The organism is Paraburkholderia atlantica (genome assembly GCF_009362785.1).
Classification (GTDB): domain Bacteria; phylum Pseudomonadota; class Gammaproteobacteria; order Burkholderiales; family Burkholderiaceae; genus Paraburkholderia; species Paraburkholderia atlantica.
On record NZ_WHNQ01000089.1, the window covers coordinates 1 to 9,505 of the forward strand.

Annotated in this window: 8 protein-coding genes and 2 pseudogenes; 4 read left to right on the plus strand and 6 right to left on the minus strand. The window is 57.3% G+C overall.

All coding sequences use genetic code 11. The annotated features are described in order from the left end of the window. From GCT19_RS39655 to GCT19_RS39665, 3 genes and pseudogenes are all read left to right on the plus strand, one after another. On the plus strand, nt 1-299 hold a 299-nt coding region (locus GCT19_RS39655), incomplete at its 5' end, for an ATPase, T2SS/T4P/T4SS family (RefSeq protein WP_456299579.1). A 28-nt stretch (nt 300-327) separates the two neighbouring features. After that, on the plus strand, nt 328-1,461 hold the full coding sequence (gene gspK, locus GCT19_RS39660) for a type II secretion system minor pseudopilin GspK (protein ID WP_152854935.1): 1,134 nt from the start codon (nt 328-330) through the stop codon (nt 1,459-1,461). Nucleotides 1,462-1,489: 28 nt separating this feature from the next. Continuing rightward, nucleotides 1,490-1,654, plus strand: a pseudogene (locus tag GCT19_RS39665) (type II secretion system protein GspL); the annotation flags it as partial. 142 nt (nt 1,655-1,796) lie between these two features. Here GCT19_RS39665 and GCT19_RS39670 read toward each other — a convergent pair. The 4 genes and pseudogenes from GCT19_RS39670 to GCT19_RS39690 all read right to left on the minus strand — a co-directional run bounded on the left by GCT19_RS39670 (nt 1,797) and on the right by GCT19_RS39690 (nt 5,369). Next, entirely contained in the window at nt 1,797-2,375 is a 579-nt protein-coding gene (locus tag GCT19_RS39670; RefSeq protein ID WP_375792002.1) for a GIY-YIG nuclease family protein, read from the minus strand. Between the two features lie 129 nt (nt 2,376-2,504). Then, nucleotides 2,505-2,615: pseudogene (locus tag GCT19_RS44065) on the minus strand (IS110 family transposase); the annotation flags it as partial. Nucleotides 2,616-2,758: 143 nt separating this feature from the next. Continuing rightward, the gene (locus tag GCT19_RS39685; RefSeq protein ID WP_227749479.1) at nt 2,759-4,567 is read right to left on the minus strand and encodes an ABC transporter ATP-binding protein; all 1,809 of its coding nucleotides are present in this window, start codon (nt 4,565-4,567) and stop codon (nt 2,759-2,761) included. Between the two features lie 148 nt (nt 4,568-4,715). Beyond that, nucleotides 4,716-5,369, minus strand: a complete 654-nt coding sequence (locus tag GCT19_RS39690; protein ID WP_217709421.1) for a hypothetical protein — start codon at nt 5,367-5,369, stop codon at nt 4,716-4,718. Between the two features lie 194 nt (nt 5,370-5,563). Here GCT19_RS39690 and GCT19_RS39695 point away from each other — a divergent pair, with 194 nt between their 5' ends. After that, the gene (locus GCT19_RS39695) at nt 5,564-6,106 is read left to right on the plus strand and encodes a transposase (RefSeq protein ID WP_429262047.1); all 543 of its coding nucleotides are present in this window, start codon (nt 5,564-5,566) and stop codon (nt 6,104-6,106) included. 454 nt (nt 6,107-6,560) lie between these two features. Here the strand turns inward: GCT19_RS39695 and GCT19_RS39700 are convergent, their stop codons facing one another. Together GCT19_RS39700 and GCT19_RS39705 are read right to left on the minus strand one after the other, a co-directional pair. Next, entirely contained in the window at nt 6,561-8,012 is a 1,452-nt protein-coding gene (locus GCT19_RS39700) for a hypothetical protein (RefSeq protein WP_227749477.1), read from the minus strand. Nucleotides 8,013-8,115: 103 nt separating this feature from the next. Beyond that, on the minus strand, nt 8,116-9,505 hold a 1,390-nt coding region (locus GCT19_RS39705; RefSeq protein WP_227749478.1), incomplete at its 5' end, for a thioesterase domain-containing protein.

Below are 9,505 nucleotides of genomic sequence, written 5' to 3' on the forward strand. Positions count from 1 at the left end.
GGCGCCTGTGCCCGGTGTGCCGCGAAGAGCGCACCGAAGAGGACGGCAGCAAGCGCTGGCATCCGGTCGGCTGCGACCGTTGTGGCCAGTCGGGTTACGCGGGACGCCGCGGCGTCTACGAGCTGTTGCTGATCGACGAATCGATCCGCTCGCTGATCCACCGCAACGCGGCCGATGCCGAAATTCTCGAAGCGGGCCGCTCCCAAGGCATGCGCACGCTGCGCGAGGATTCGGAGCGCTGGCTCGCGTCGGGACTGACGTCGCTCGAAGAAGTGATTCGCGTGACGGGCGGAGCATAGGCGCATGCGGCATTCCGTGGAGAATGACATGAGATTCTCTTTTTCTGATGCGCGCCGTGCGGCTTCTGCGTTGCCTGCGGGACGAGGCTCCCGCCGGAAAGTGCAGCTACGGCAGCGCGGCGCCGCCATCATCAGCGCGTTGCTGGTGATGACGCTATCGGCAATTCTCGTCTCCAGCATTTTGTGGCGCCAGCAGGTGCAGGTTCGACGGATCGAAAGCCAGCGTCTGCTCGCGCAGGCGCAATGGGTCGCGCGCGGCGCGCTGGACTGGACCCGGCTGATCCTGCGTTCCGAAGGCGATACGTCGGCGGGCATCACCTATCTGGGTGGCGTGTGGGGCGAGCCGATCGCGAAAACGCGGCTGTCTGATTTTCTCGGCCAGATCGGCGAGGTGCGCGCTGAGCAAGGCGCGGCCACGTACCTGTCGGGCTCGATCGAGGACGCTCAGTCCAGATTCAATCTGCGCAATCTGGTCGCGAGTCCGGCACCCGGCGTGACGCAGATCAGCGCCGAGCAGATGGCCGCGTATCAGCGCCTGCTGGTCTCGCTCGGCCTGAGCGGGCAGATGGCCAAAGTGACCGCGCTGCACGTGCGCGCGGGGCTTTCACAATCGGCGACGCGCTTTCAGACCGGCACGTCGATCAGCAGCTCGCCGCAGGTCGGCGGCGGCGGTATGACGGGTGGCAACTTCACGAACCAGCCCGGCATCGAGGACGGCGAGGACAACGTGGCGGTCGCGCCGCTGCTAATGACGGGCGTCGATTCGCTGCTCGACATTCCGGGCTACACGCCGGAGATCGTCGCAAAGCTGCGGCCGTTCGTCACCGTGCTGCCGACCGTCACCGCGATCAACATGAACACCGCGTCGGCCGAAGTGATCGCGGCGGTGGTGCCGGGCATGACCGTGTCGCAGGCGAAGGCCTTGGTCGCGCGGCGCCAGACCGTGTTTTTCCGCAACGCCGGCGACGTGCAGCTCGCGCTGACCGCCGCCGGCGTGCGATCGGCGTCGATCGATCCGAATCAGTTCGACGTCAATTCGAGCTACTTTTTAGTCCACGGCAGTGTGCAGCACGAGCGCGCCGAAGTGGATCGCACGACGCTCGTCTATCGCGATCCGCTGACTCACACTACGCGTATCGTGCGGGTACAAGACCAACTATGAATAACGCAATCCACAGAGAGAGTGGCCTTTGAGCACGCTGATCGTCCTATTGCCGCCGCGTGATCCGGCGGTGCCCTCGCAGGAGTGGCAACTGCCCGAGCTGCCGTTCGTGCTGCTCGACAAGGCCGGGCGCACGCAGCGCGCCGGGCGCTCGGCGCTCGCGCTGCTGCCGCGCGCGAACACGACGGTGCTGACTCGGTGGTCGTCCGCAAACTGACCTCAATGAAGGTCGGACGCCACCAAAGTCAACGACTCTACAACTAACTTTGGCAAATCTGCCACGTTTGGGCTGAAAATTGTCATCACCGTCGAGCGCAATCGGCACGGCGGGAGAATCAGGTCGCGAACGGCCGGCGAACGACACCCAATGGTCCGACGCATGAATTGAACAGAATCAACTCGAACGCCGCCCCACCATCAGCATTGCCGCTGTGCCCCCGACCGCCCGTCCGCTCGGGTCCAGATGCGCGCGCAACCCGAACGCAGGTGTGTGCGAAGAGAATCGTGAAGCCCAGCAACGCTCCCGACGCGGAATAGACCGAGAAGTCCACCGTATCCGTGATGTCAATTTCGAATACCGCCAGCAATAGAGGCATGACGGATATGACGGTGGTCGCGCTAACCTTCCATTCGAGCAGCGCCGCGATCGGCGACGGAAACAGCGTGACGATACCGTACAGCACCAGAACACACGTCCAGCTTTGGCCGTGACGGAGGCCGCGCGCCACACAGATACGCTGATAGAAGCTGAAGGTATCTCCCTTTGTCATGGCCTCACCGCGATCGGTTTGAATGACGGTTGGAAGAAGTTGATATACAGCCGCGACACTTGATAAAGTGAGGCAAGTGTTTTCTGTGGCTTCGAGACCTTGTAGCCTGCCGTCCCCCACCAGATGACGTACAGACGGCGCCATTCTTTTGCGCGACCCGCGCCTGATCGTTTTTCTTGCAGGCACGCCAACGCACCATCTCGATACCCGTTGCCTTGAAATCAAAGACGGCCGGGTTCATGAACGCGCAATCGTTATCGCAGTCCAGACCAAGGCCATCCAGATCGCGCGAGCGTCAGCGGGATCGTTCTTGTTGCCGATATCGCATGGCTGGACGAGCTTCGCCGGCATTCGCTTGACCTGATCTCCCATTTCAATCAATCGGCCCTAAAGGAAGATCATTGAGATCCTCACACTCAAACCGGAGGGGGACCAAACGAACTATACGACGGTCGGATGGCGCCGCGAAACGCTTCCGACTTGTCGCCGTTTGATCCGCTCGTCAGCAACGGCAGCACACAACGTCGTCAAATCTCGCGAGCTAACCCGAATCCCTGCTGATCACACAACCGACGGTAAGTACTATCATCGAGCTGAACGAGCCGGTCGTGGCTTCCTTCCTCGACGAGGCGGCCGTGATCAAACACCAGCAGCCGATCGAGCGCACGAACCGTGGACAGGCGGTGTGCAGCCACGAGTGTCGTACGCCCAACCATCAACCGCTCCATCGCCTGCTGAATCAGCACTTCACTTTCACCGTCAAGGTTCGAGGTCGCTTCATCGAGAATAATGATTGGCGCGTCTGCCAAGAAAGCACGAGCGATAGCCACTCGCTGACGTTCACCGCCCGAAAGCTTCACGCCGCGATCGCCCACCAGCGTGGCATATCCGTTCGGTAACGCGGCAATGAACTCGTGCGCGTTCGCTAGCGCGGAAGCTTGCTCGATCTCGGCCTGCGTCGCGTCCGGCTTACCATATGCGATGTTCTCCGCGAGCGAACGGTGAAACAACAACGGCTCTTGTTGCACGATAGCGATCTGCCGTCGCAGCGAAGTCTGCTCAACTTGGGAAATGTCTTGCCCGTCAATCCTTATGCGACCATCGCTGAGATCGTAGAGCCGCTGAATTAGTTTTATGAACGTAGTCTTTCCCGCCCCTGAACGGCCCACCAGCCCAACGCGCTCACCGGGCGCAATGGTTACTGAGAAATCCTTGTACAAAGGCTCCCGGACTTTGTCGTATTGGAAAGTCACCCGGTCGAAGCAAATCTCCCCTCGTCGAATCTCGATAGGACGCGCACCTGGCCGGTCCTCGATGCCAGATCTCTCTCGCTCAAGCAGAACTAGTTGCTGCATATCATTCACAGAGCGTTGCAGGTTGCGTACGTGCATCCCAACTTCGCGTAGATAACCTTGCAAGACATAGAACATTGTTAGCGCAAACGCGATGTCACCGACGCTTGCTTCATCGCGCACGCGGAACCATAGTGCGGCACTGAGCATCGCGGTTTGCATCAGCACGAGCATGCCGCTCTGGACTCCACCATTGGTCGTGCTGCGCGCCCACATGCGAGCCGTATGCTTACGCCACTTGCTGACTATGCGGGCAAACCTAGCTTCTTCTCGGCTCTCGGCGCCAAACGCTTTCACGAGCGAGTTACAGGCTATCGCGTCGGCAAGCCTACCTCCCATGCGGGTGTCCCACAGATTGCTGATGTGCGCGGCGGGCGCTACATAGCCGAGCGATAGCGACACTGCGACCGTAATGTACAGCAGCGAGCCTGCGCCAACCAAGACACCCATCAGCGGCCAGCGGACACCAAGCAGTATCGTCGCGCCGCCCAGCATCAGCAGCGAAGGCAGCAACGCGAGAAGCAGCGTGTCGTTCATCAGTTCTAGTGCCCACATACCGCGCGTGATCCTATGTACTGTCGAACCGGCGAAACTATTCGCATGCCAATCGGTGGAGAGACGTTGCACTCGGCAAAATGCGTTCGACGCGACATCGCTTATCATGTTCAACGTCAGCACCATGATGTTGTGAAGCGTGAAATGTCTCGCCAAGGTCGTGCCAACTCCCAATGCAATCAGCAAACCAAAAGTACTTGCTGCATGGTGCCACGCAGCGGACTTCAAGCCCATATCACCGCCACCAGCTGTCAGCGCATCCACCAGTCGCCCAGAAAAGAATGGCGTCACCACCTCGGCAAGGGTGGCCAGTAATGCGAGCGTCGCGATCGCGGAAATTCTCACAGGCTGTTTGCGCCAGTATCGTACAGTAAAGACTAGTACGCACTTAAACGCCCGCATGTCAAACCAAGGTTTCTTTTTCGCCATCATTTATATATCGACGTATCTCACTTCGTGGAATGAAAGAATTAAGCTTCATCAATCATAGGTCGTATTGAAACCAAACATTTGGCTCGACATAAACGATGCAATTTTGCTCCATTGAAACGAGCACCGGCACCAATGCCCATCGACCTCAGCACTTCCGGAATGTTCGAATATTTGCCCTGTCCATCGTGACCATTCCGAAATCGTTCCAACGATGGTCATGGAATAAGGGGCAATTTTCATGAGCCTTCCTCCAGCACCGAGGTGGGTTCGCAAAAGAATCCATCGGCAAACCGTCGGGGCGTTGTAGTCGCGTATACTCGAGCATCGGCATCCCGGGCACATGGTGTTTCTGGCTTGGCCGAACGGGGACCGAAAGTTTTGAGAATCCCGCCATTTTGGCACATTGCTTCAACGCATTCAGCAGTGCCAGCGCATTACCGAGACCTCTCGCCTTTGGCAGTAGGGTAATTTCGAGTGCGCTTATGGTCGTTGGTTCACGGCCTAGCAGACTGTCTTCGTGAGCCCAGCGGATAACCTCATCCCAACCGCCGTCCGGCAATTCCACGCGGCCCTCGATGTTTGAGGCAAATGGAGCGCCGAAAGCGCGCCCAACGACCTCCTCGTCGACAAGCCCAGCATACGCGAAGTCTAGGTATCTTGAGAAGACTCCCGCGCCAAAATAGAGCTTTGCGGTTCGATCATGGCGCATAAAGTCCGGCCGCATGCTATCTAACTCGCTCGAAAAAACAAGAGGAATAAGTTCCGGCCTCTCTCGCAAAGAAAATATTTTCAAATTCATCTCCGAACTCCGACGGGAATCATTAAATTGCATCGCTCATATTCTTTCTTACAGCCCCCCGAATGGATAGGATCATCAATGATCTTGAGAACGTTAGGCACTTTCTGCCGGGCTTTGTATCCTGACGGGACAAAGAACACAGGCCATAGCCAACCGATATATCGGATGAAGATTGATACTTCGCCACTGCGTATCTGACGTTGATGAACAAAGACACGCCGCGTCGCTGCAATGAATTGCGCGAGATATTCAATGCACTGCGCTGGATCGTGCGCGCGGCTATGCCGTGGCGTTTGTTGCCCAATGACTTTCCGCCGTGCGGCAGTAATGTCGATATGGCGGTCGATATCTTCGAGCGGTTGCTTGCCGCGCATGTGATGCCGGCCAACGAACAGGAGCATGCTCTGGTCGGAGAATTGGCGCGCCAGATTCAGCACGTCAAAGGCCAGACGGTCAAGGTAGCGTTCGCCGATCAGGGATATACCTGCGAAGAGCCTGCACAGGCCGCACTCGACGAAGAGATCGAGCTTCAGATAATCAAGCGGATTGAGGCGAAAAACGGCTTCGTGCCGTTGCCGCGCCGCTGGGCGGTCGATCGCGGCTTCGGCTGGCTCAACCGCTTCCACCGACTGGCAGGAGACCAAGGGCAATTCCCCGAGATCATGGCCGGCCTTTCTGCCGTACCCCCCGTGTTTATGCCTATCCACTTTGCATTCCTTAACAAAATTGCCTTCTAACACCACAAGCGCGTCCCCGTTGAGCACAAGCTCAATCCAAGTTCCCTGTTGATATATGCAATGCACGCGCGGCGTGAGATAGTGGAGAACTGTGGCTCGACAACCGGTCATGTTGGATCAAATTCCCTCATTGATGAAAGACGCGTCCACAGGTCTCATTCTCTGACCGGGAATGGATATCCACGCCGTACTATTGAGTTGCGCTCGCCGCGGGTCGACCCGCTTCACGTGACCGCTAGCACTGCAAAGCGATCGTTTCCATTTGCTCGTGATGTCAGTGCCATTTTCTCGTTGCAGGTTGGCTGACAGCCTTGAATCGGAGTCGTTGTGCCACTGGTTCGAGTTTGAAAATCATTACCATATTCGAGCAACGCCAATGCAAATCTCGCGCTCTCTCGACTATTGCGATCGCCGCCCGCCAGTAGGCCCGGCGCTCGACCAAGATTGCTTTAAGTCAGGATACAAGCACCCTGTTCTTAGCGAGAAGAGATACCTTTTCCAACACAGAAATGGCACGTTCTACTAGATATTCAGCGCTGTTATCTTTCTCGCAAACGGCCTCCACAATTAAGCGCGCGCTAAGACTCATCCGCAGCGCAGAAACAGGAACCCCATCGATCTCGCCACATAAAACGGGTTGGCCCAATTCGCAACGCGCGGACAATATTTTTCGTCTTACTCCTCGCGCGTTCCCACCAAGGTCTGCTTTCATTCGATTGAAGATTTTGGTGGTCTCCTCCGCGCGCAGCGGCCTTCTTCGGTTATTAAACTCGAACAAGATGAAAGGAAAAATCGTTGGTATCTGATCCCACGTCGACTGATTTTCCGTTGGACGGCGCTGCAAGGCGGGTTGTTCCAGGAGACTAAGCTGTTGCGAGTTACTCATCCATGACGTAATAGCGTTATAGAAGTTCTCCACGACCTTTCTGACACCTTCCGCGGGGATGCTGTGAAAATCCCGCAGTTCAGTGAGGGCAGCCTCCCACCGCAAAAGCAATCCAAAGTTGCTTGCATTGTGAAGCGACATGATGCCATTCCAATGTGGCGGCCACTCTGCGCGCGCGCTATTGACGCGAAGTGCCGGATCGACCGGCCGCTTCATCAATCTGCATGCTGCGCCTGCCGGAACCAGCAACATTGCGGAAAATGGAGGGCCGCTAAAAAACTTTGATCCAGTAATGATGACAATACTATCCGCACGGAGGTAACTAACTAACGTGCTCGATGCCAGCCTGAATTGAGAGGCATCGACGACAGTCTCGATGATGTTTGGCCAGCGCCGCTTGAGTTCGAGGACACGATCCGGACTGGGGCCCAACACACCGGTCTTGGAGACGTCGGTTAATACGATCAAAATGCGCTCATACTGCTTTACAGCACTCAATACCGTTGCTTCAAGTTCGTCATCAACCTCAGCAATGGATCGGAGACTGCCGTCCTCTGAGCGAATTGCTATCGACTCGACGTGATTGACATCGCCGAAATCTCCCACATTCTCATCGTTCATCGCGGGGGGGTAGCGATGATATAAGGCGCCCGCCAAAGCACGCGCGACACCGCTCCCCGTCTCTTCCGGTTGAACCATGATCGCCAACGTTGTGCGAGAGCTGGTCCCGGCCACCAGTCTTGCGACAAGCATGTGAGCATCTGTGCCGGAAGCGGATACAATAGCCTCCAACCCAGATAGTTCTCCTAAGCCACACAGGTCGATAAATTCACTACGCAGCCTCGACATCTCCTCCAAATAAACATCCGCCGGATTTCTCTCCCGTAAGCTACTCAAGAGATGGGAGCGTAGTTGCTGCGCAGCATAGTGGCCAGATAGGGAGATAGTAGATGCCGTGGCGGAGCCAAATGCTAACAGTCCTGTATCTGGTATCGGTCGCCCCCCATATTTGTTGATCATTGCGGCGGTGTCGAGTTCGATCCGCGGGTCCCCTCCTTGCGTTAGGGCTTCGAAAGTCGACGGGAGGTAACTGTCGAGATTGTGCGAGCGCGTTGTCATAGCGTCAGGGCCCTATTGTTCGCGGGTGTGGTGTGCTGCTTAAGCATAAGGAAAGCGCGCGTGCAAGAATCCGACGGTTTTCCGGCACGGCCATCATTGTCACGTGATCGCCGGGAATCGGTATGGCGTGAATGGCCTCGGGATTTAGAACTCGGTCCCAGCCATGCATGGGTGCAATCTTCTTAGCCTCCGTTGCATCCGGAGTGCGCCCAGCCCGGAAATTCTCGGGAAGCTCAGATGCATAGAACTGGTGAATTTCGACTTGCAGGGATGGAACCTGATAGTTCAGTAACGCGTGCTGAAAATGGATATACGTTTCGACGGTTTCGTAGAAATCCGCTTCTACAACTATCGCCCCAATTTCCTGTGCCTTTTGGAGTAGTTGCGGAACAGAACTGTTCCTAGCGCAGCGCTGTAGCAGTTCGAATCGTTCATCGTCCAAAGACTCCAGAGGTTCAAATACCATTTCGAGTATTATTTCGGCATCAGATTTTTTCGGAGAATTTGCTGGCAGCGGGGCATCGATAAGACCCAGAAAAGATACCGTTTCATCGAAGCGCAGCAACTGCTGAGTAATCGCGTAAGCGAGGATCGCACCGGACGAATATCCGGCAATCCGGTAGGGAGCTCGTGGCTGAATCTTCTTCATCGTCAACAGTGTATGTGTTGCGATCTCCTCAAGAGTCGGTGAACGATCTTTGAAGGAGGGCCATGGTAGAGCGTAGATGGGACTATCCACTTCCATTTCTTTTGCTAAAGTGGAGACATACGAAAAATCTCCATAGCCTGTCGGAACAAAGAAAACGGGAGGCTGAGTTCCCGCCAAACGGACCGGCAACACTCCAGACACACGAGGATCCATGTCCATCTCGACCCTGGAGGCAAGATCCTTCAGGACGGGGGCTTCGAATAGATCGATAGCGCTTAATTTCATTCCCCCATCCAGTGCGCGGCTGAGCAGCCGCACGGCCAGCAGTGAATGACCGCCCAGCTCGAAGAAGTGGTCATGCCGACCGACCCGCTCCAGACCCAGCAGCTCCGCCCACAGCTGCGCCAGCACCGTCTCGAGCTCCCCGCGTGGCGCCTCGTAGCCCCGCCGCGCATACGCATCGTCAGCCGGCGCGGGCAGTGCCTTGCGGTCGAGCTTGCCGTTCACCGTCAGCGGCAACTCCGCCAGCGGCACGAACGCCGCCGGCACCATGTAGTCCGGCAGCTGCCCCACCAGATGCGCGCGCAGCGTCGCCGCAAGCTGCGCTTCCTGCGCCTCCTCTGCGGCCACCACATACGCCACCAGCTGCGGCTCGCTGGCCCGCTCCTCGCGCGCCACCACCACCGCCTCGCGTACCCATGCATGTCCGCACAGGTGCGCGGCCACCTCGCCCGGCTCGATGCGA

Bases quoted from the DNA above. Each gene is read 5' to 3' on its own strand.
- GCT19_RS39670 (WP_375792002.1), bottom strand. From the start codon at position 2,375: ATGGCGCCGTCTGTACGTCATCTGGTGGGGGACGGCAGGCTACAAGGT.
- GCT19_RS39690 (WP_217709421.1), bottom strand. From the start codon at position 5,369: ATGAATTTGAAAATATTTTCTTTGCGAGAGAGGCCGGAACTTATTCCT.
- GCT19_RS39700 (WP_227749477.1), bottom strand. From the start codon at position 8,012: ATGATCAACAAATATGGGGGGCGACCGATACCAGATACAGGACTGTTA.
- gspK (WP_152854935.1), top strand. From the start codon at position 328: ATGAGATTCTCTTTTTCTGATGCGCGCCGTGCGGCTTCTGCGTTGCCT.
- GCT19_RS39685 (WP_227749479.1), bottom strand. From the start codon at position 4,567: ATGGCGAAAAAGAAACCTTGGTTTGACATGCGGGCGTTTAAGTGCGTA.